Here is a 20206-nt window from a genome sequence, read left to right as displayed (position 1 = left end):
CCGAAGATACAGGACTACGTAACATGTCTAAAATTTTTGATTTCGTAAAACCAGGCGTCATCACCGGTGACGACGTTCAGAAAGTTTTCCAGGTAGCTAAAGAAAACAACTTTGCTCTGCCAGCGGTTAACTGTGTGGGTACTGACTCCATCAACGCCGTTCTGGAAACAGCAGCCAAAGTTAAAGCTCCGGTAATCGTTCAGTTCTCTAACGGTGGCGCAGCGTTCATCGCAGGTAAAGGCGTGAAAACTGACGTTCCTCAGGGCGCGGCTATCCTGGGCGCTATCTCCGGTGCGCACCACGTTCACCAGATGGCTGAACACTACGGTGTTCCGGTTATCCTGCACACTGACCACTGCGCGAAGAAACTGCTGCCGTGGATCGACGGTCTGCTGGACGCCGGTGAAAAACACTTCGCCGCTACCGGTAAACCACTGTTCTCTTCTCACATGATTGACCTGTCCGAAGAGTCTCTGGAAGAGAACATCGAGATCTGCTCCAAATATCTGGCGCGCATGGCCAAAATGGGCATGACTCTGGAAATCGAACTGGGCTGCACCGGCGGTGAAGAAGATGGCGTGGACAACAGCCATATGGATGCGTCCGCACTGTACACCCAGCCAGAAGACGTTGACTACGCGTACACCAAACTGAACGCGATCAGCCCACGTTTCACCATCGCTGCTTCCTTCGGTAACGTACACGGCGTGTACAAGCCAGGTAACGTGGTTCTGACCCCGACCATCCTGCGTGATTCTCAGGAATACGTGTCCAAGAAACACAACCTGCCGCACAACAGCCTGAACTTCGTCTTCCACGGCGGTTCCGGTTCTTCTGCTCAGGAAATCAAAGACTCCGTAAGCTACGGCGTAGTGAAAATGAACATCGATACCGATACTCAGTGGGCAACCTGGGACGGCATCCTGAACTACTACAAAACCAACGAAGCTTACCTGCAGGGCCAGCTGGGCAACCCGAAAGGCGAAGACCAGCCGAACAAGAAATACTATGACCCACGCGTATGGCTGCGTGCGGCTCAGTCCTCCATGATCGTGCGTCTGGAGCAGGCTTTCAAAGAACTGAACGCGGTTGACGTTCTGTAATTTTTGACAGCCATTTCTGCCCTAAGCCCGCTAAACAGCGGGCTTTTTTATTGCCTTTTCAACAGCCTGATTTGTTTCATTCTGTGATCTGCTTGGCATTGCGGACGATTCTTGTTTACCCTTAAGCCACTGTCTTCTTGCCATTTAGGCGAGTTTTATTTCCCGTCAGGGGTGCTATAAGGATGAACAAATGGAAGATTTGAACGTTGTCGACAGTATCAATCATGCTGGATCGTGGCTGGTGCGCAATCAGGCCCTGCTGCTGAGCTATGCGGTAAATATCGTTGCCGCCATCGCCATTATTATCGTCGGGATGATTGTCGCCCGACTGGTCTCCAACGCTGCCAACCGCGTGATGCGCGCGCGTCAGATTGACGCCACTGTGGCAGATTTCCTTTCTGCCATGCTGCGTTACGCCATTATTGCCTTCACGCTGATCGCAGCGCTGGGACGCGTTGGAGTGCAGACCGCTTCAGTTATTGCCGTTCTTGGTGCCGCCGGTCTGGCTGTAGGTCTGGCGTTGCAGGGCTCGCTCTCCAACCTGGCGGCGGGTGTGCTGCTGGTGATGTTCCGCCCTTTCCGTGCAGGTGAATACGTCGATTTGGGTGGTATTGCCGGTACCGTGCTGAACGTGCAGATCTTCTCTACCACGATGCGTACGGCAGATGGCAAAATTGTTGTCGTGCCGAACGGCAAAATTATTGCCGGTAACATCATTAACTTCTCCCGCGAACCGGTTCGTCGCAACGAGTTTATTATTGGTGTAGCGTACGACTCCGATATCGATAAGGTCAAAAAGCTGCTGACCAACATCATTGAGTCCGACGAGCGCATCATCAAAGATCGCGAATTGACCGTGCGTCTGCACGAACTCGGCGCGTCCTCAATCAACTTTGTAGTGCGCGTGTGGAGTAAAAGCAGCGACCTGCAAAACGTTTACTGGGATGTGCTGGAGCGCGTGAAACGTGATTTCGATGCCAACGGCATCAGCTTCCCGTACCCGCAGATGGACGTGAACTTCAAACGCGTGAAAGAGCAGGATGAAGCCGCATAAGGGTTGAATCGTGCTTTTCATAACCCGCTCCGGCGGGTTTTTTCTTTTCTACGGCAATCGAATAGGTGAGGGCATTAATCCGTCTAATGGATGATTAAAATTATCCATTTTATCTAATGATTTGTACGCGCTATAGTCTCGCCATTGACAGACAATTAGCGAGAATATCATCGTGTTATCTTATTACTTTCAAGGGCTTGCTCTTGGCGCGGCCATGATTTTGCCCCTCGGTCCGCAAAATGCTTTCGTAATGAATCAGGGGATTCGCCGTCAGTATCACATCATGATCGCGTTTCTTTGTGCGCTCAGCGATCTGCTGCTGATCTGTGCGGGTATTTTCGGCGGTAGCGCGTTGTTGATGCAGTCGCCGTGGCTGATGGCGGCGGTCACCTGGGGCGGCGTGGCTTTCCTTTTATGGTATGGCTTTGGTGCCCTGAAAACCGCTATGGGCAGCAATCTGGAACTTGCCACTGCCGAAGTTATGAAGCAGGGAAGGTGGAAGCTGATTGTCACCATGCTGGCGGTCACATGGCTTAACCCGCACGTCTATCTGGATACTTTTGTCGTCCTGGGCAGCCTTGGGGGCCAGTTGGGCGCGGAGCCAAAACGCTGGTTTGCATTGGGCACCGTCAGCGCATCGTTCCTCTGGTTCTTCGGCCTGGCGTTGCTTGCCGCGTGGCTGGCACCGCGATTGCGCACCGCCCGGGCACAGCGGATCATCAATCTGCTGGTGGGTCTGGTGATGTGGTTCATCGCCTTCCAACTGGCGAAGGAGGGGATTTCACACGTGCACGCTCTGTTCAACTAAGCCTTGTCTTATGGACATTTAGCTCTCAAAGACTAAGCTTGCTGGCATGCGCCCCGTTTCGGGTGAACAGGCAACAAGGAGGAACGACAGTGAAGTTTAAAGTGATGGCCCTGGCGGCATTAGTGGGATTCAGTGCAATGTCGGTACAGGCAAATGAGTTGCCGGATGGACCGCACATTGTCACCTCCGGAACGGCAAGCGTTGACGCAGTGCCGGACCTCGCAACCCTTGCGATTGAAGTGAACGTGGCGGCGAAAGATGCTGCATCGGCCAAGAAACAGGCCGACGATCGCGTAGCTCAGTATCTCTCTTTCCTTGAGCAAAACGGTGTCGCCAAGAAAGACATCAGTTCTGCAAACCTGCGTACTCAGCCCGATTACGACTATCAGAATGGCAAAAGCGTCCTGAAAGGTTATCGTGCAGTGCGAACTGTGGAAGTGACGTTGCGTCAGCTGGACAAGCTGAACTCGCTGCTGGACGGCGCACTGAAAGCGGGGCTGAACGAAATTCGTTCCGTCTCTCTGGGCGTTGCGCAACCGGAAGAGTACAAAGACAAAGCCCGCAAGGCAGCGATTGATGATGCCGTGCATCAGGCTAAAGCGCTGGCGAATGGCTTCAATGCGAAGCTGGGGCCGGTTTACAGCGTGCGCTATCACGTCTCCAACTATCAGCCAAGCCCTATGGTGCGGATGATGAAGGCGGATGCGGCTGCCGCGCCTTCCGCACAGGAAACCTACGAACAGCCGACGATTCAGTTCGACGATCAGGTTGACGTGGTCTTCCAGCTGGAGCCGACTCAGGCAGCCCCGCAGAAATCGGCGGAGCCTGAGAAGAAAGCAGAATAACTGCTTTCGCGACAATAAATGCAAAAAGCCGGGAATGTCTCCCGGCTTTTCTGTTTTAATCCTGGCGCAAAACCTTGTGCCCGTATTCCAGTAGCGCATCGGTAACGCGGCGCATCATACGGCTTTCCGGCGCGAAGCGGTGCCAGTACAGCATCCGGCGCTGGAACAGGCCAGGCGTCAAATCGATAAGTTCGCCGCTGTCCAGCTCCCGTTCGATTTGCAGATGCGGGATCATACAGCAGGTGGTGCCCTGACGGGCCAGCTGCACAAAGGCTTCCGAAGAGTTGACGATGTGGCACGGCACGCTGCCCGGCGGTAAATCGAAGTGCTGCTGAAGGAAGGCCTGATGCATATCGTCGAGATGGTCAAACGCCACCACGGGCGCTTTAAGCAGGGCAGAGCGCGTGACGCCATTCGGGAAGTAGCGTTGCGCAAACGACTTTGAGGCGACGAACAGGTAGTCGAGCGCCCCCAGCTGATCGACCAGACAGCTGGGCAGTGCCTGGGGCTGAATACTCACCGCACCAACCACCTCACCACGGCGCAGGCGTTCCTGGGTACGGGTTTCATCTTCCACCTGAATGTTAAGGCGAATCGGTGAGTCGGAAAGGACAGCGGAAAGGGCGGGCAGCAGCCAGGTTGCCAGGCTGTCGGCGTTGACCGCCAGCGACAGCAGCAGTGGCGTGGAACCGGTCTGCTCGTCGCCAAGCCACTCTTCTTCAAGCAGTTCAACCTGGCGTAACAGCGCGAGCAGCTTTTGCCCTTGCTCGGTTGGGCGAGGAGGCACGGTGCGCACCAGCAACGGCTGTCCGAACATGTTTTCCAGCTGTTTAATACGCTGTGAGACGGCGGACTGGGTGATACACAGCTTTTGTGCGGCGCGCTCGAACCCGCGTTCCCGAATAACCGCATCCAGCGCCTGTAGTGTTCTGTAGTCCGGACGTTTCATTGCTGTGACTGACTCCTCATATTCTGTTATCCGCACTATGACATAAATTTACCTTTGATACAGAGTGAAATTGGGCCGCGCTCGGCGGGCCGTGCAGGGACATTTAGGCAGCGAATAGTCTATAATGCGCCCCATCCCATCACATCACAGGCAAAAATCATGACGCAGGATGAACTGAAAAAAGCAGTTGGCTGGGCAGCACTTCAATACGTACAGCCGGGGACCATCGTTGGTGTGGGCACGGGGTCGACCGCCGCGCACTTTATCGACGCGCTCGGCACGATGAAAGGTCAGATTGAGGGTGCCGTTTCCAGCTCGGACGCTTCGACCGAAAAGCTGAAAAGTCTTGGGATCCACGTTTTTGATCTGAATGAAGTGGACCGTCTGGGGATCTACGTTGACGGTGCGGATGAGATCAACGACCACATGCAGATGATCAAAGGCGGCGGCGCGGCGCTGACGCGCGAGAAGATTATTGCGTCTGTGGCCGACAAGTTCATCTGCATCGCGGATGCCTCCAAGCAGGTGGCAATCCTCGGCAACTTCCCGCTGCCGGTAGAAGTGATTCCAATGGCGCGCAGCGCGGTTGCGCGTGAACTGGTGAAGCTGGGCGGACGTCCTGAATATCGCCAGAACGTTGTCACTGATAACGGTAACGTTATCCTGGACGTTCACGGCCTTGAAATCCTCGACGCAGTAGCGCTGGAAAATACCATTAATGGTATCCCGGGCGTGGTGACCGTTGGTCTGTTTGCCAACCGTGGCGCGGATGTGGCGCTGATTGGCACCGCCGATGGCGTGAAAACCATCGTAAAATGATCTGACGGGGGCAGCCCATGCCCCCGTAAAAAATTTTCGCCAGGTTAAATTTGGTGACTTGTGTCACATAATCTGGCTACTTCTGATTAACAAGCTGCGCTCTCATTTCCTTCCAGCATTTTATGCTGCCATTTTGCCCTGAATGACATCTCCTCAGGACGCCGACGCAAACGTTCATATTGCCGCAATAGTTTTTTTTGATATGTTGGCTTGGTGAGCATCGTTCGTTCACCACTATATCGATACAAGACAGACAGGGCGGGGAAATGGCTAAGGTATCACTGGAAAAAGACAAAATTAAGTTTCTGCTGGTGGAAGGCGTGCATCAAAAAGCACTCGATAACCTTCGTGCAGCAGGCTACACCAACATTGAATTTCACAAAGGCGCGCTCGACGCTGAGCAGCTGAAAGAGTCGATCCGTGATGCCCATTTCATCGGCCTGCGCTCCCGAACTCATCTCACCGAAGACATTATTCAGGCGGCGGAAAAGCTGGTAGCGATTGGCTGCTTCTGCATCGGCACCAACCAGGTCGATCTGGCTGCAGCGGCAAGACGCGGCGTGCCGGTCTTTAACGCTCCGTTCTCTAACACCCGTTCCGTTGCCGAACTGGTCATTGGCGAGCTATTGCTGCTGCTGCGCGGTATTCCTGAAGCGAATGCCAAAGCGCACCGTGGGATCTGGAACAAGCTGGCTGCGGGTAGCTACGAAGCGCGTGGCAAAAAGCTCGGAATCATCGGCTACGGCCATATCGGTACGCAGCTGGGCATTCTGGCAGAATCGCTGGGGATGCACGTCTTCTTCTACGATATCGAAAACAAGCTGCCGCTGGGCAACGCCACGCAGGTCCAGCATCTTTCTGACCTGCTGAACATGAGCGACGTGGTCAGCCTCCACGTGCCGGAAAACGCGTCGACTAAAAATATGATGGGCGCGGAAGAGCTGGCGCTGATGAAGCCGGGTTCACTGCTGATCAACGCCGCGCGCGGTACGGTGGTGGACATTCCTGCTCTGTGCGATGCGCTGGCGCGCAAGCACCTGGCGGGGGCCGCAATCGACGTATTCCCGACGGAGCCAGCAACCAACACCGATCCGTTCACCTCGCCGCTTTGCGAATTTGATAACGTGATCCTGACGCCGCACATTGGCGGCTCCACTCAGGAAGCGCAGGAAAATATCGGCCTGGAAGTGGCCGGTAAGCTGTCGAAATACTCCGACAATGGTTCGACGCTTTCTGCGGTGAACTTCCCGGAAGTGTCTCTGCCGCTGCACGGCGGTCGTCGTCTGCTGCACATCCACGAAAACCGTCCTGGCGTGCTGACTGCCATCAACCAGATCTTTGCCGAGCAGGGCGTCAACATCGCCGCGCAGTATCTGCAAACCACGCCGCAGATGGGCTATGTGGTTATTGATATTGAAGCGGAAGAAGATGTTGCCGAGAAAGCGCTGCTGAGCATGAAGGCGATCCCGGGTACGATTCGCGCTCGTTTGCTGTACTGATTATCCTCACATCACTCTCCCTTTGGGGGAGTGATGTTTCACCACACCCAAAGCCTCGAAGGCGTCACCACCCCAGGCAGTGGAATATCCCACTTCTCAACGGGCAGGGCATCGACCTGCTGACAATCGTGTGCATAGCCGACCGGCTGCAGGCCATGCAGTTGCCAGTTTTGCAGAGTGCGATCGTAGAATCCGCCCCCCATTCCCAGACGCTGCCCTTGCTGGTCAAACGCGACCAATGGCGTAATCAGCACGTCCAGTTCACTCAGCGGTAACACTTCGCGCACGTCCAGTCTTGGCTCCTGGATTTTCAGCCGATTGATAATCAGCTCAGACTGCGGGTGGTAATGCAGGAACAGCAGATTGCCGGGTGAGAAGGGATGCAGCACCGGGAGATAAACTTTTTTGCCGCTCTGCCAGAGTTGCTCAATCAGCGGCTGCGTGTCCAGCTCGCCATCGAAAGAGAGAAACAGCGCCACGGTTTTCGCCATCACCACGGGCGGATACGCCAGCATGCGACGGGCGGCCTGTTCGGCGAAAAGGGACTGTTGGTCTGACGTGAGCGCACGACGACGCTGCCTGATAATCTGGCGGATGTTTTTTCTGGCTGAGGAGGTATCAGAAACGAGTGTCATGATTGAAACAGAAGGTAGGGAATCTCCGAGATGCCGCCGCAGGCTGTAACCCTTGAACCCTTGGTTCAAGGTGAATGTGTCGTCACAGTTTTAAGGCTTCTCGGACGAACCGAGCATGCTCACCAACCGTGGAGCGCCACATTCTTGTGGTATGAAATATCGGCTCAGGGGACTGGCCCGCTTGCGAACATCTCAGAGAAATTTTGTCTTCAGGGTCACTCTACCATAGTTAACCATGAAGTGTTATTCAAAGTTGGAAGTCGTCTTTTCGGTTGTGCGACCCTGATCAAGAAGTGCCTGTTCAATGGTCTGTTGGAGCATCCGAATTCGGGTTTCCATACTGGCTGCGTAATCGCGTGTTTTGGCTCTTTCCTGGGTCAGCTCGTAGCTGATATTCAGGGCGGCGATAAACACCAGCTGCTCAGTATTTGTGACTCTAGTGCGTTCTTTCAGATCTTGCAACCGCTGATTCAGATCGTCCGCGGCCTGATTCAGGGCATCCCTTTGTTCAGGCGGGCAATTCACTCGCAGTGAACGGCCAAAAATTTGGATATCGACGGGTTCTGCAGACATGCCACCTTCCTGCTGTTTGACTGCGCAACCTTCACTGCCCGCACCGGGGCTCGCGAAGGGGCGACACTATAGCTACCCTGACGTGAGCATACAAGCCCTTTTCTGGTTAGCCAGGGTCCAAAGTGGTAGCATAACATGAACTTCTCTCCAACGACGACGAATGCGCATGTCTATACAGAACGAAATGCCTGGTTACAACGATGTGAACCAGTTACTTAACCAACAGGGTGTGGGTTTAACGCCTGCCGAAATGCATGGTCTGATTAGCGGCATGTTGTGTGGCGGCAATAAAGACAGCAGCTGGCTACCGCTGGTGCACGACCTGACCAACGAAGGCATGGCTTTCGGTCATCAGCTGGCTGAAGTGCTGCGTAAAATCCATGCGTCCACCAGTGATGCACTGGAAGATGAAGGTTTCCAGTTCCAGCTCTATATGCCCGACGGTGATGAAGTCAGCGTGTTTGAGCGCGCCGATGCACTATCAGGTTGGGTAAACCACTTCCTGCTGGGCCTCGGCGTCACGCAGCCGAAGCTGGATAAAGTGAAAGGTGAAACCGGCGAAGCCATTGACGATCTGCGCAACATCGCGCAGCTCGGCTATGACGAAGACGAAGATCAGGAAGAGCTGGAAATGTCGCTTGAAGAGATAGTCGAGTACGTACGCGTTGCGGCGCTGCTGTGCCACGACACCTTCACGCACCAGCAGCCAACCGCCCCGGAAGAGCAGAAGCCAACTTTACACTAATCACAAGCATGTTCAGGAGGGGTGTCATGACTCAGCAGGAATACCTTCAGCGCCGACAAAAGCTGCTGGCGCAGATGCCAGCGGGCAGCGCGGCGCTGATTTTTGCGGCTCCGGAAGCCATTCGCAGCGCAGACACGGAATACCCGTATCGTCAAAGCAGCGATTTCAGCTACTTCACAGGCTTTAACGAGCCGGAAGCGCTGCTGGTGCTGATTAAAAGTGATGACACCCACAACCACAGCGTGTTGTTTAACCGCGTGCGCGATTTGACCGCTGAAATCTGGTTTGGTCGCCGTCTTGGGCAGGAAGCCGCCCCGGCAAAGCTTGGCGTCGATCGGGCGCTGGCATTCAGTGAAATCGACGAACAACTCTATCAGTTGCTGAACGGGCTGGATGCGATTTACCACGCCCAGGGCGAATACGAATACGCCGATACGATCTTGTTCCGCGCGCTGGAAAAATTGCGCAAAGGCTCGCGCCAGAATCTGAAAGCGCCGGGCACGCTGGTTGACTGGCGGCCGCTGGTGCATGAAATGCGTTTGTTCAAATCGCCGGAAGAAGTTGAGGTGATGCGTCGCGCAGGCGAAATTTCCGCGCTGGCGCATACCCGTGCCATGGAGAAGTGTCGCCCGGGCATGTTCGAGTTTCAGCTTGAGGGGGAAATTCACCACGAGTTTACCCGCCACGGCGCGCGCTATCCTTCCTATAACACCATCGTCGGCGGCGGCGAAAACGGCTGCATTCTGCACTACACCGAAAATGAATCCGAACTGCGTGATGGCGATTTAGTCCTTATCGACGCGGGTTGCGAGTATCAGGGCTATGCCGGGGACATCACCCGCACCTTCCCGGTCGGTGGGAAATTCTCCCCGGCCCAGCGTGAAATCTATGACATCGTCCTCGAATCACTGGAAGCGGCGCTGAGCCTTTATCGCCCTGGAACAACCATGCAGGAAGTCACAGGCGAAGTGGTGCGAATTATGGTTTCCGGCCTGGTCAGACTCGGCGTCCTTAAAGGCGATATCGATCAGCTAATTACCGACAACGCGCACCGCAAATTCTTTATGCATGGTCTCAGCCACTGGCTGGGGATGGACGTGCACGACGTCGGTGAATACGGTCCGGATCGATCCCGGGTGCTGGAGCCAGGTATGGTGCTGACCGTTGAGCCTGGCCTGTACATTGCCCCGGATACCGACGTGCCAGAGCGGTACCGTGGTATTGGGATCCGCATCGAAGATGACATTGTCATCACTGACAACGGTAACGAAAACCTGACTGCCAGCGTCGTAAAACGCGCCGACGATATCGAGGCGTTGATGGCGGCACAGAAAGCATGAGCGTGATTATCGTAGGTGGCGGCATGACTGGCGCGACGCTGGCGCTGGCCATTTCGCATCTCAGCGCGGGGAAGATCCCCGTTCATCTTGTTGAGGCCGTCGCGCCCGATTCTCAGCAGCATCCGGGCTTTGATGCCCGGGCCATTGCGCTGGCGGCGGGCACCTGTCAGCAGCTGGCCAGAGTCGGCATCTGGCAGGCGATTCGTGACTGCGCCACGGCAATCCGTACCGTCCACGTAAGCGATCGCGGCCATGCCGGGTTTGTTACGCTGGAAGCAGAAGATTATCATCTGCCCGCGCTTGGGCAGGTTGTGGAACTGCACGACGTGGGCCAGCGCTTGTTTACGCTGTTGCGCAAAGCGCCTGGCGTGACGCTGCACTGTCCGGCTCGCGTCAGCAGCTTCTCCCGCACTCAGGATAACGTTGAAGTCACCCTCGATAATGGTCAAAAGCTGACGGCACAACTGCTGGTCGCTGCGGACGGCTCACGTTCGGCCCTTGGCGAGCAGTGCGGCATCCGCTGGCAGCAGCAGCCTTATGAACAGCTGGCGGTCATTGCCAACGTCACGACCGCCGTGCCGCACGAAGGCCGTGCGTTTGAGCGCTTCACTGCGCATGGCCCGCTGGCGATGCTGCCAATGTCGGACGGGCGCTGCTCGCTGGTGTGGTGCCATCCGCTGGAGAATCGCGACGAAGTGCTGAGCTGGTCCGATGCCCGCTTCTGCGATGAACTTCAGCAGGCGTTCGGCTGGCGGCTGGGGCGTATCACGCATACCGGCAGCCGTAACGCGTACCCACTCACTTTGTCCACGGCTCAGCGCGCGGTATCGCACCGTGTCGCGCTGGTGGGCAACGCGGCGCAAACGCTGCATCCTATTGCCGGGCAGGGCTTTAACCTTGGTCTGCGCGATGTGATATCGCTGGCGGAGATGCTGGCGCACGCTGATGATGCGGGCGACTATGCGCTGCTTAGCCAGTATCAGCAACGCCGTTCAAATGACAAAAACGCGACCATCGGCGTCACCGACGGTCTGGTTCATCTCTTTGCTAATCGCTGGGCGCCGCTGGTGGCCGGGCGAAATATTGGCTTAATGGCGATGGAATTATTCACCCCGGCGCGCGATGCGCTGGCGCAGCGTACCCTGGGTCAGGTAGCGAGATAAGGAGTTTTCAGTGCAAAGTGTTGATATCGCTATCGTTGGTGGGGGCATGGTCGGCCTGGCCGTAGCCTGTGGTTTACAGGGCAGCGGGCTGCGCGTGGCGGTCATAGAACAGCACCAGCCTCAGGCTGTTGCCGCTGATTCAGCGCCACAGCTTCGCGTTTCCGCCATTAACGCGGCGAGCGAAAAGCTGCTGACGCGCCTTGGAGTGTGGAACGATATTCTGGCCGATCGCACCAGCTGCTACCACGGGATGGAAGTCTGGGATCGGGACAGCTTCGGGCGGATTGCCTTTGATGACGAAAGCCTCGGCTACAGCCATCTGGGGCACATCATCGAAAACGGCGTCATTCACCATGCGCTGTGGCGTAAAGCCGCGCAGAGCAAAGACATCACGCTGATGGCACCTGCCGAACTGGCGCAGGTGGCCTGGGGTGAAAACGAAGCGTTCCTCACGCTGAAAGATGGCAACATGCTGACGGCACGACTGGTGGTCGGTGCCGACGGCGCAAATTCCTGGCTGCGTGGCAAAGCGGATATTCCGCTAACGTCCTGGGACTATCGCCATCATGCGCTGGTCGCGACCATTCGCACCGCTGAGCCGCATCAGGCCGTGGCCCGCCAGGCGTTTCACGGGGAAGGTATTCTCGCCTTCCTGCCACTCAGCGATCCGCATCTGTGCTCTATCGTCTGGTCGCTGTCGCCGGAAGACGCTGCAAAAATGCAGCAGACCGACGAGGCCACGTTTAACCAGGCCTTGAACGTGGCGTTTGATAATCGCCTCGGGCTTTGCGAAGTGGAAAGCGAACGCCAGGTGTTTCCTCTCACCGGACGTTACGCGCGTCAGTTTGCCGCTCACCGTCTGGCGCTGGTTGGCGACGCGGCCCACACCATACACCCGCTGGCCGGGCAGGGCGTGAACCTGGGCTTTATGGATGCCGCAGAGTTAATTGATGAAATCCGCCGTCTGCACGCGCAGGGTAAAGATTTTGGTCAGCACTTCTACCTGCGCCGCTATGAGCGCAGCCGCAAGCACAGCGCCGCGCTGATGCTCGCCGGTATGCAGGGCTTCCGCGAACTGTTTGCGGGCGTCAATCCTGCGAAAAAACTGCTCCGCGATATTGGTCTGAAGCTCGCCGACACGCTGCCCGGTGTGAAGCCGCAGCTTATTCGTCAGGCGATGGGCCTCAACGACCTTCCGAACTGGTTGCGTTAAGTCGATCACACTTCTCAACCCGGCCACCGCGCCGGGTTTCCTTCCCTCATTTGAAATAATCTAATTTCACCTGCTATTTCGCATTAGTTTTATTAATGCCACGCAATTCTCATTACGAAAAATCAGCCCGATTTTCCGCAGGAAATGCCATCTTGTGCCAAATGGCCATTCTGGATGTTAATTTTATGTGGCATTAGTCGCAGAAAAGCAGTCGATCGTTCTGTAGAGTTTTTCCCTCATTTTGGTCATAAGCTAATCTGATGGTTCGCTTTGCCTTATGGTTTACGCAGGTTTTCAGTGGTAACGTCAGGCAAAAGAGAACGTTTGCGTCGATGCCCGGAGCGGTGTCGACGCTGGGCTTTGTGGCCGCGTTTGTGTCCACTAAGCAGCAACTGCCCCGCTTATTAAACGAGGACAAGATGGCTCAACAGACGCCTTTATATGAACAACACACACTGTGCGGCGCGCGCATGGTGGATTTTCATGGCTGGATGATGCCGCTGCACTACGGTTCGCAGATTGATGAGCACCATGCGGTGCGTACCGGTGCCGGCATGTTCGACGTTTCGCACATGACCATCGTCGACCTGCACGGCAGCCGCACCCGCGAGTTCCTGCGCTACCTGCTTGCCAATGACGTGGCCAAACTCACCAAACCCGGCAAAGCGCTCTACACCGGCATGCTCAACGCCTCCGCCGGGGTCATCGATGACCTGATTGTTTACTTCCTCACTGAAGACTATTTCCGCCTCGTGGTGAACTCCGCGACCCGCGAAAAAGACCTTGCCTGGATCACTCAGCACGCCGAGCCGTACAGCATTGAAATTACCGTGCGTGACGATCTGGCGCTGATCGCTGTGCAGGGGCCAGACGCTCAGGCCAAAGCCGCCAGCCTGTTCAGCGATGAACAGCGCAAAGCGGTGGAAGGTATGAAGCCGTTCTTTGGCGTACAGGCGGGCGATCTGTTTGTGGCGACAACCGGTTATACCGGCGAAGCGGGCTATGAAATCGCGCTGCCGAACGAAAAAGCGGCGGACTTCTGGCATGCGCTGGTGGAAACAGGCGTTAAGCCTTGCGGCCTTGGCGCACGCGACACGCTGCGTCTGGAAGCGGGCATGAATCTGTACGGTCAGGAGATGGACGAAAGCGTTTCGCCCCTGGCGGCCAACATGGGCTGGACCATTGCCTGGGAACCGGCCGACCGTGACTTCATCGGCCGCGAAGCGCTGGAATCCCAGCGTCAGCACGGCACCGAACAGCTTGTCGGTCTGGTGATGACCGAGAAAGGCGTGCTGCGCGGCGAGCTGCCAGTGCGCTTCAGCGATTCCCAGGGCAACCAGCACGAAGGCATTATCACCAGCGGCACCTTCTCCCCGACGCTTGGCTACAGCATTGCGCTGGCCCGCGTGCCTGCGGGCATTGGCGAAACGGCAGTGGTGCAAATCCGCAACCGTGAAATGCCGGTCAAAGTGACGAAACCTGTTTTTGTACGCAATGGCAAAGCCGTTGTGTAAGCGATTATTTTTTCTGGAGAAATGTGAATGAGCAATGTACCTGCCGAACTGAAATACAGCAAAGAACACGAATGGCTGCGTAAAGAAGCCGATGGCTCTTACACCGTGGGCATCACCGAGCACGCACAGGAGCTGCTCGGCGACATGGTGTTTGTCGATCTGCCGGAAGTGGGTAAAACCGTTGCCGCAGGCGATGACTGCGCCGTAGCGGAATCCGTAAAAGCGGCCTCCGACATTTATGCGCCAATCAGCGGTGAAATCGTGGCCGTCAACGACGAGCTGAGCGATTCCCCAGAGCTGGTGAACAGCGAGCCCTATGCCGCGGGCTGGATCTTCAAAATCAAAGCCAGCGACGAAGCTGAAGTGGCAGCCCTGCTGGATGCCACCGCGTACGAAGCGCTGTTAGAAGACGAGTAATTGTTTTCCTCCCTCTCTCTGAGGGAGCTTTTGTAGGCCCGGTAAGCACTCGCGCCGCCGGGCAGTTCATTTCAGGACAATCGATTCACTGCACGTTTCAGGAACCATCGCTCATGACCCAGACGCTAAGTCAGCTTGAACATCGCGGCGCTTTTATCGAACGCCATATCGGCCCGGATGCGGCACAACAGCAGGAGATGCTGAACACCGTTGGCGCAGAATCGTTAAACGCGCTGACCGGCCAGATTGTGCCACAGGACATTCAGCTGGCAACGCCACCGCAGATCGGTGACGCCACCACAGAATTCGCGGCCCTCGCCGAGCTGAAAGCCATCGCCAGCCGTAACAAGCGCTTTAAGTCTTACATCGGCATGGGTTACACCGCCGTGCAGCTGCCGCCGGTTATTCTGCGCAACATGCTGGAAAATCCGGGCTGGTACACCGCTTATACGCCGTATCAGCCGGAAGTGTCGCAGGGGCGACTGGAAGCGCTGCTGAACTATCAGACCGTCACCCTCGATCTCACCGGGCTGGATATTGCATCCGCTTCTTTGCTGGACGAAGCGACAGCCGCTGCCGAAGCAATGGCGATGGCAAAACGTGTGAGCAAGCTGAAAAATGCAAACCGCTTCTTCGTTGCCGCCGACGTTCACCCGCAGACGCTGGACGTGGTGCGTACCCGTGCGGAAACCTTCGGTTTCGAAGTGATTGTCGACGACGCGGAAAAAGCGCTCGATCATCAGGACGTGTTCGGCGTGCTGCTGCAGCAGGTGGGCACCACCGGCGAAGTGCATGACTACAGCAAACTGATCGACGAACTGAAAGCGCGCAAGGTCATTGTCAGCGTCGCCGCTGATTTTATGGCGCTGGTGCTGCTGACGGCGCCGGGCAAACAAGGCGCGGATATCGTGTTCGGCTCCGCCCAGCGCTTCGGCGTACCGATGGGCTACGGCGGCCCGCATGCAGCCTTCTTCGCCGCAAAAGATGAATTCAAACGCTCCATGCCAGGCCGTATCATCGGCGTTTCCAAAGATGCCGCCGGTAACACCGCGCTGCGCATGGCGATGCAGACCCGCGAGCAGCACATCCGCCGCGAGAAAGCGAACTCCAACATTTGTACCTCTCAGGTGCTTCTGGCGAATATCGCCAGCCTCTATGCCGTCTTCCACGGCCCGGGTGGCCTGAAGCGTATTGCCAGCCGCATTCACCGTCTGGCCGATATTCTGGCTGCGGGCCTGCAACAGAAAGGCCTGAAGCTGCGTCATGCGCACTACTTCGACACCCTGTGCGTGGAAGTGGCGGACAAAGCAGCCGTACTGGCGCGTGCCGAAGCGGCAGAGATCAACCTGCGCAGCGACATTCACAACGCCGTTGGCATTACGCTGGATGAAACCACCACCCGCGAAGACGTGCTGGCGCTGCTGGCTGTGCTGGTGGGGGATAATCACGGCCTGAACGTGGACACGCTCGATAAAGACGTTGCCCACGACAGCCGTTCGATCCCGCAGGCGATGCTGCGCGAAGATGAGATCCTCACCCATCCGGTGTTCAACCGCTATCACAGCGAAACCGAGATGATGCGCTACATGCACTCGCTGGAGCGCAAAGATCTGGCGCTGAATCAGGCGATGATCCCACTGGGCTCCTGCACCATGAAGCTGAACGCCGCCGCAGAGATGATCCCAATCACCTGGCCTGAATTTGCCGAGCTGCACCCGTTCTGCCCGGCCGATCAGGCGGAAGGCTACCATCAGATGATCAACCAGCTTTCCGACTGGCTGGTGAAGCTGACCGGTTACGATGCGCTTTGCATGCAGCCAAACTCAGGCGCGCAGGGCGAATACGCGGGCCTGCTGGCGATTCGTCACTACCACGAAAGCCGCAACGAAGGGCACCGCGATATCTGCCTGATCCCAAGCTCCGCGCACGGCACCAACCCGGCATCTGCACAGATGGCAGGAATGCAGGTTGTGGTCGTGGCGTGTGACAAACAGGGCAATATCGATCTGGCGGATCTGCGTGCGAAAGCCGAGCAAACTGGCGCGAACCTGTCCTGCATCATGGTGACTTACCCGTCCACCCACGGTGTGTACGAAGAGACGATCCGTGAAGTGTGCGACATCGTGCATCAGTATGGCGGCCAGGTATATCTGGACGGTGCAAACATGAATGCGCAGGTCGGTATCACCTCTCCGGGCTTTATCGGCGCAGACGTGTCGCACCTCAACCTGCATAAAACCTTCTGTATCCCACACGGCGGCGGCGGCCCGGGCATGGGCCCGATTGGCGTGAAAGCGCACCTGGCGCCGTTCGTTCCAGGCCACAGCGTTGTGCAGATTGAAGGCATGCTGACCCGTCAGGGCGCAGTGTCCGCCGCGCCGTTCGGCAGTGCCTCCATTCTGCCGATCAGCTGGATGTATATCCGCATGATGGGCTCGGAAGGTCTCAAGCAGGCAAGCCAGGTGGCTATCCTGAATGCTAACTACATTGCGACCCGCCTGAAGGATGCCTATCCGGTGCTGTACACCGGACGCGATGGCCGCGTGGCGCACGAATGCATTCTCGATATTCGTCCTCTGAAGGAAGAGACTGGCATCAGCGAGCTGGACATTGCCAAGCGCCTGATTGACTACGGTTTCCACGCGCCGACCATGTCCTTCCCGGTTGCGGGTACGCTGATGGTTGAACCGACGGAGTCCGAGAGCAAAGTGGAACTGGACCGTTTCATTGATGCAATGCTGGCGATCCGCAGTGAAATCGATCGCGTGAAAGGCGGTGAGTGGACGTTGGAAGATAACCCGCTGGTTAACGCGCCGCACACGCAGAATGAGCTGGTAGCTGAATGGCATCATGGCTACAGCCGCGAGCTGGCAGTATTCCCGGCAGGCATGGCGAACAAATACTGGCCGACGGTTAAGCGTCTGGATGACGTTTACGGCGACCGTAACCTGTTCTGCTCCTGCGTGCCGATGAGCGAATATCAGTAATCGGTTGATTCAACTATCTTTAAAGAGCGCTTCGGCGCTCTTTTTTATGGGAGAAACTAATGGGAATTGCACTGGTCACTGGCGCAAGCCGCGGAATTGGCAGGGCGACGGCCCTGCTGCTGGCGCAGGAAGGCTACACCGTTGCGGTGAACTATCACCACAACATTAAAGCCGCCACGCAGGTGGTGAATGAGATCGTCGAACGTGGAGGAAAGGCATTCGCCGTGCGGGCGGACATCAGCGATGAAGCTCAGGTCGTCACGCTCTTTGAAACGTTGGACAGAGAGAACGAGCCGCTGACCGCGTTGGTGAATAATGCCGGGATCCTGTTTCAGCAGAGTACGATCGAAAATCTTACCGCCGAGCGCATCAACCATGTGCTGGCGACCAACGTTACCGGTTATTTTCTTTGCTGCCGCGAGGCGGTGAAGCGGATGTCCCGTAAACACGGTGGGAAGGGCGGTGCGATTGTGAATGTCTCTTCGGCAGCGTCACGCCTGGGTGCGCCATTCGAGTATGTCGATTACGCGGCCTCCAAAGGCGCGGTCGATACGCTGACAACGGGGCTGGCGCTGGAAGTGGCGGCGCAGGGCATTCGCGTCAACTGCGTGCGTCCTGGGCTGATTTATACCGAAATGCATGCGTCAGGCGGGGAGCCAGGGCGGGTCGATCGCGTGAAGTCGATGCTGCCGATGCAGCGCGGTGGGCAGCCGGAGGAAGTGGCCCAGGCGATAGTCTGGCTGCTGAGCGAGAAGGCGTCTTATGTGACCGGGAGTTTTTTGGAGTTAGCGGGCGGACGTTAGCGCTTTGCCCCTCACCCTAACCCTCTCCCCAAAGGGGAGAGGGGACTGACCTGAGCCGTTTTTGATTCTCTCACTCGCCCCTTTTGGGAGAGAGGCAGTACTAAGTTGTTTTGACTTTCTTCCTCGCCCCTATTGGGAGAGGGGCAGTACTAAGTTGTTTTTGATTTTCCCCCTCGCCCCTTTGGGGAGAGGGCCGGGGTGAGGGGTAGGCGTCAAAGAGTCTCGCCGTTGCTGGCAATCACTTCCTTGTACCAGTTGAAGCTCTTCTTGCGGGAGCGCGACATGTCGCCGGTGCCGTCGTCGTGCTTGTTGACGTAGATAAAGCCGTAGCGCTTGCTGTACTGGCCGGTGGTGAAGGAGACACAGTCGATGCAGCCCCACGGCGTGTAACCCATCAGCTCCACGCCATCGTGGGTGACCGCTTTCATCATCTCTTCAACATGGGCGCGCAGGTAGTCGATGCGGTAGTCGTCGTTGATGCTGCCGTCAGCTTCCACTTTGTCATACGCGCCGAAGCCGTTTTCCACGATAAACAGCGGTTTCTGATAGCGTTCGTACAGCTCGCACAGCGCATAGCGCAGGCCTACCGGGTCAATCTGCCAGCCCCAGTCGGACGCCTTCACGTGCGGGTTTGGTACGCTGCCTTCAAAGCCTGAAATGGCATCACCGCTGCCGCCTTCGGCCTTCACTGCGTTGGTCATGTAGTAGCTGAAGCCGAGGTAATCGCAGGCACCTTCACGCAGGATCTGTGCATCGCCTTCTTCCATCACGATGTTAAAGCCACGACGTTCCCATTCGTTGAGCACGTAGGTTGGGTAGTAGCCACGCAGCTGCACATCGGTGAAGACATAGCGCTCGCGCATGGATTCCTGGGCAAACATCATGTCTTCCGGTTTGCAGGAGAACGGATAGAGCGGCACCATTGCCAGCATGCAGCCAACCTGCATTTCGGCATTGATTCGGCGTGCTGCTTTCACCGCCAGTGCGCTGGCAACGAATTGATGGTGCAGCACCTGGTACATCACTTCTTCAGGGTTGTCGTGTTCGGTGTAGACCACGCCAGAGCAGCAGTAGCCGAACAGTGGCGCGCGCCAGTTACGCTGGTTGTTGATCTCGTTGAAGGTCATCCAGTATTTCACTTTGTGCTTGTAGCGCTCGAAGACCACTTCGGCGAAGCGCACAAAGAAATCGACCACTTTACGGTTGGTCCATCCGCCGTACTCCTGCACCAGGTGCAGCGGCATCTCAAAGTGGGAAAGCGTGATAACAGGTTCAATGTTGTATTTCAGCAGCTCATCGAACATGTCGTCGTAGAACTTCAGGCCCTCTTCGTTGGGCTGGGTTTCGTCCCCTTTCGGGAAGATTCGTGTCCAGGCAATCGAGGTACGGAAACATTTGAAGCCCATTTCCGCAAACAGCTTAATGTCTTCTTTATAGTGGCTGTAAAACTCCACTGCTTCGTGGTTCGGATAGTATTTTCCCGGTACCACTTCCTGAGTGATTTCGCGTGGAACGCCGTGCGCACCGCCGGTCAGCACGTCGCAGATGCTTGGGCCTTTGCCGCCTTTGTTCCAGCCGCCTTCAACCTGGTGCGCCGCCACTGCGCCGCCCCACAAAAAGTCTTTTGGTAAGGTTAGTTTCTTCATCTTTATCGTTCCCGTGATATTACGTATTGGGATCGAGTCTAACAAAGGGGAAATAAATGTCACGATATAACAAATTCATCCGTGGGTAACTTG

Annotated in this window: 18 protein-coding genes and 1 other RNA gene; 14 read left to right on the top strand and 5 right to left on the bottom strand. The window is 56.5% G+C overall.

The features are described from left to right. The first annotated feature begins 23 nt into the window (after positions 1 to 23). The 4 genes from fbaA (at position 24) to CRO87_RS06235 (ending at position 3810) form a co-directional block, all read left to right on the top strand. Complete coding sequence (gene fbaA, locus CRO87_RS06250; protein WP_097162074.1) at positions 24 to 1103, top strand: class II fructose-bisphosphate aldolase; 1080 nt, start codon at positions 24 to 26, stop codon at positions 1101 to 1103. 190 nt (positions 1104 to 1293) lie between these two features. Continuing rightward, complete coding sequence (locus CRO87_RS06245; RefSeq protein WP_097162073.1) at positions 1294 to 2157, top strand: small-conductance mechanosensitive channel MscS; 864 nt, start codon at positions 1294 to 1296, stop codon at positions 2155 to 2157. 172 nt (positions 2158 to 2329) lie between these two features. Beyond that, positions 2330 to 2965 (top strand): arginine exporter ArgO, encoded by a 636-nt coding sequence (gene argO, locus CRO87_RS06240; RefSeq protein WP_097162072.1) that lies wholly within the window; start codon positions 2330 to 2332, stop codon positions 2963 to 2965. An 89-nt stretch (positions 2966 to 3054) separates the two neighbouring features. After that, positions 3055 to 3810 carry an oxidative stress defense protein gene (locus CRO87_RS06235; protein WP_097162071.1) on the top strand — a complete coding sequence of 252 codons (756 nt, stop codon included), beginning with the start codon at positions 3055 to 3057 and terminating at the stop codon, positions 3808 to 3810. A 55-nt stretch (positions 3811 to 3865) separates the two neighbouring features. Here CRO87_RS06235 and argP read toward each other — a convergent pair whose 3' ends face one another. Then, positions 3866 to 4759 carry a DNA-binding transcriptional regulator ArgP gene (gene argP / locus CRO87_RS06230; RefSeq protein WP_097162070.1) on the bottom strand — a complete coding sequence of 298 codons (894 nt, stop codon included), beginning with the start codon at positions 4757 to 4759 and terminating at the stop codon, positions 3866 to 3868. Between the two features lie 159 nt (positions 4760 to 4918). Between argP and rpiA the strand changes: the two genes are divergently transcribed. Next, positions 4919 to 5578, top strand: coding sequence for a ribose-5-phosphate isomerase RpiA (gene rpiA / locus CRO87_RS06225; protein ID WP_097162069.1), 660 nt, complete (start codon positions 4919 to 4921; stop codon positions 5576 to 5578). A gap of 266 nt (positions 5579 to 5844) precedes the next feature. Continuing rightward, positions 5845 to 7077 (top strand): phosphoglycerate dehydrogenase, encoded by a 1233-nt coding sequence (gene serA / locus CRO87_RS06220; RefSeq protein WP_097162068.1) that lies wholly within the window; start codon positions 5845 to 5847, stop codon positions 7075 to 7077. A 38-nt stretch (positions 7078 to 7115) separates the two neighbouring features. Here serA and CRO87_RS06215 read toward each other — a convergent pair whose 3' ends face one another. The 3 genes from CRO87_RS06215 to zapA all read right to left on the bottom strand — a co-directional run bounded on the left by CRO87_RS06215 (position 7116) and on the right by zapA (position 8285). Further along, positions 7116 to 7712 (bottom strand): 5-formyltetrahydrofolate cyclo-ligase, encoded by a 597-nt coding sequence (locus tag CRO87_RS06215; protein ID WP_097162067.1) that lies wholly within the window; start codon positions 7710 to 7712, stop codon positions 7116 to 7118. An 18-nt stretch (positions 7713 to 7730) separates the two neighbouring features. After that, positions 7731 to 7914, bottom strand: a non-coding RNA gene (gene ssrS / locus CRO87_RS06210) — 6S RNA. A 41-nt stretch (positions 7915 to 7955) separates the two neighbouring features. After that, on the bottom strand, positions 7956 to 8285 hold the full coding sequence (gene zapA, locus CRO87_RS06205; protein WP_097162066.1) for a cell division protein ZapA: 330 nt from the start codon (positions 8283 to 8285) through the stop codon (positions 7956 to 7958). A gap of 166 nt (positions 8286 to 8451) precedes the next feature. Between zapA and CRO87_RS06195 the strand changes: the two genes are divergently transcribed. The 8 genes from CRO87_RS06195 (at position 8452) to CRO87_RS06160 (ending at position 18467) form a co-directional block, all read left to right on the top strand. Beyond that, on the top strand, positions 8452 to 9030 hold the full coding sequence (locus tag CRO87_RS06195; RefSeq protein ID WP_141398674.1) for a YecA family protein: 579 nt from the start codon (positions 8452 to 8454) through the stop codon (positions 9028 to 9030). A 26-nt stretch (positions 9031 to 9056) separates the two neighbouring features. Beyond that, positions 9057 to 10370 (top strand): Xaa-Pro aminopeptidase, encoded by a 1314-nt coding sequence (gene pepP, locus CRO87_RS06190; protein WP_097162063.1) that lies wholly within the window; start codon positions 9057 to 9059, stop codon positions 10368 to 10370. Continuing rightward, entirely contained in the window at positions 10367 to 11533 is a 1167-nt protein-coding gene (gene ubiH, locus CRO87_RS06185; protein WP_097162062.1) for a 2-octaprenyl-6-methoxyphenyl hydroxylase, read from the top strand. The genes pepP and ubiH overlap by 4 nt, the downstream gene beginning before the upstream one ends. A 10-nt stretch (positions 11534 to 11543) precedes the next feature. Then, positions 11544 to 12746, top strand: a complete 1203-nt coding sequence (gene ubiI / locus CRO87_RS06180; RefSeq protein WP_097162061.1) for an FAD-dependent 2-octaprenylphenol hydroxylase — start codon at positions 11544 to 11546, stop codon at positions 12744 to 12746. Between the two features lie 419 nt (positions 12747 to 13165). Continuing rightward, positions 13166 to 14260 (top strand): glycine cleavage system aminomethyltransferase GcvT, encoded by a 1095-nt coding sequence (gene gcvT / locus CRO87_RS06175; RefSeq protein ID WP_097162280.1) that lies wholly within the window; start codon positions 13166 to 13168, stop codon positions 14258 to 14260. 27 nt (positions 14261 to 14287) lie between these two features. Further along, positions 14288 to 14677, top strand: coding sequence for a glycine cleavage system protein GcvH (gcvH, locus tag CRO87_RS06170; protein ID WP_097162060.1), 390 nt, complete (start codon positions 14288 to 14290; stop codon positions 14675 to 14677). 113 nt (positions 14678 to 14790) lie between these two features. Further along, positions 14791 to 17664, top strand: coding sequence for an aminomethyl-transferring glycine dehydrogenase (gene gcvP, locus CRO87_RS06165; protein WP_097162059.1), 2874 nt, complete (start codon positions 14791 to 14793; stop codon positions 17662 to 17664). Positions 17665 to 17723: 59 nt separating this feature from the next. Next, positions 17724 to 18467, top strand: coding sequence for an SDR family oxidoreductase (locus CRO87_RS06160; protein WP_097162058.1), 744 nt, complete (start codon positions 17724 to 17726; stop codon positions 18465 to 18467). A 212-nt stretch (positions 18468 to 18679) separates the two neighbouring features. Here CRO87_RS06160 and CRO87_RS06155 read toward each other — a convergent pair whose 3' ends face one another. Then, entirely contained in the window at positions 18680 to 20113 is a 1434-nt protein-coding gene (locus tag CRO87_RS06155; protein ID WP_097162057.1) for a 6-phospho-beta-glucosidase, read from the bottom strand. Between the last annotated feature and the right edge of the window lie 93 nt (positions 20114 to 20206).

The sequence above is a fragment of the Enterobacter sp. CC120223-11 genome (assembly GCF_900215375.1).
Lineage (GTDB): Bacteria > Pseudomonadota > Gammaproteobacteria > Enterobacterales > Enterobacteriaceae > Scandinavium.
Note: the sequence above shows the minus strand (reverse complement) of the source record. Positions and strands in the feature narration are given on the sequence as shown.

What these genes read in the sequence shown, in the direction of transcription:
- fbaA (WP_097162074.1), top strand. Translation starts at nt 24, where the DNA reads ATGTCTAAAATTTTTGATTTCGTAAAACCAGGCGTCATCACCGGTGAC.
- CRO87_RS06245 (WP_097162073.1), top strand. Translation starts at nt 1,294, where the DNA reads ATGGAAGATTTGAACGTTGTCGACAGTATCAATCATGCTGGATCGTGG.
- argP (WP_097162070.1), bottom strand. Translation starts at nt 4,759, where the DNA reads ATGAAACGTCCGGACTACAGAACACTACAGGCGCTGGATGCGGTTATT.
- rpiA (WP_097162069.1), top strand. Translation starts at nt 4,919, where the DNA reads ATGACGCAGGATGAACTGAAAAAAGCAGTTGGCTGGGCAGCACTTCAA.
- serA (WP_097162068.1), top strand. Translation starts at nt 5,845, where the DNA reads ATGGCTAAGGTATCACTGGAAAAAGACAAAATTAAGTTTCTGCTGGTG.
- CRO87_RS06215 (WP_097162067.1), bottom strand. Translation starts at nt 7,712, where the DNA reads ATGACACTCGTTTCTGATACCTCCTCAGCCAGAAAAAACATCCGCCAG.
- zapA (WP_097162066.1), bottom strand. Translation starts at nt 8,285, where the DNA reads ATGTCTGCAGAACCCGTCGATATCCAAATTTTTGGCCGTTCACTGCGA.
- CRO87_RS06195 (WP_141398674.1), top strand. Translation starts at nt 8,452, where the DNA reads ATGTCTATACAGAACGAAATGCCTGGTTACAACGATGTGAACCAGTTA.
- pepP (WP_097162063.1), top strand. Translation starts at nt 9,057, where the DNA reads ATGACTCAGCAGGAATACCTTCAGCGCCGACAAAAGCTGCTGGCGCAG.
- ubiH (WP_097162062.1), top strand. Translation starts at nt 10,367, where the DNA reads ATGAGCGTGATTATCGTAGGTGGCGGCATGACTGGCGCGACGCTGGCG.
- gcvT (WP_097162280.1), top strand. Translation starts at nt 13,166, where the DNA reads ATGGCTCAACAGACGCCTTTATATGAACAACACACACTGTGCGGCGCG.
- gcvH (WP_097162060.1), top strand. Translation starts at nt 14,288, where the DNA reads ATGAGCAATGTACCTGCCGAACTGAAATACAGCAAAGAACACGAATGG.
- gcvP (WP_097162059.1), top strand. Translation starts at nt 14,791, where the DNA reads ATGACCCAGACGCTAAGTCAGCTTGAACATCGCGGCGCTTTTATCGAA.
- CRO87_RS06160 (WP_097162058.1), top strand. Translation starts at nt 17,724, where the DNA reads ATGGGAATTGCACTGGTCACTGGCGCAAGCCGCGGAATTGGCAGGGCG.
- CRO87_RS06155 (WP_097162057.1), bottom strand. Translation starts at nt 20,113, where the DNA reads ATGAAGAAACTAACCTTACCAAAAGACTTTTTGTGGGGCGGCGCAGTG.